We start from the raw sequence: 236 nt of genomic DNA on the forward strand, positions 1-236 counted from the left end.
CGGAGCGTCTCCATGTGCACGAAGATATCCGGCGTCCCGTCGCCGCGGCTCCGGAAGCCGAAGCCGCGCAGGCGGTTGAACCACGTCACCACGGCGGTTTCGAGTCCGCTGGTCGGGGTCACGGTGACGGGGGTGCGGGGCAGCGGAAGCTCGGAGGGATGAAGCGCGGTCGACTGGTCGAGGGAGATGACCCGGAAGGCCTGCCTGCCGCGGGGCCGCTCCGTGGCCTCCACGAC

General features: G+C 71.2%; 1 protein-coding gene. It reads right to left on the reverse strand.

Features of this window, described 5'->3' with window-relative positions; genetic code table 11:
* Positions 1 to 236, reverse strand: a 236-nt coding sequence (locus tag AC0IWM_RS23935) for a cold shock domain-containing protein (RefSeq protein ID WP_471759175.1), incomplete at both ends; no start/stop codon positions are given.

This window comes from Methylobacterium sp. AC433, assembly GCF_979253015.1.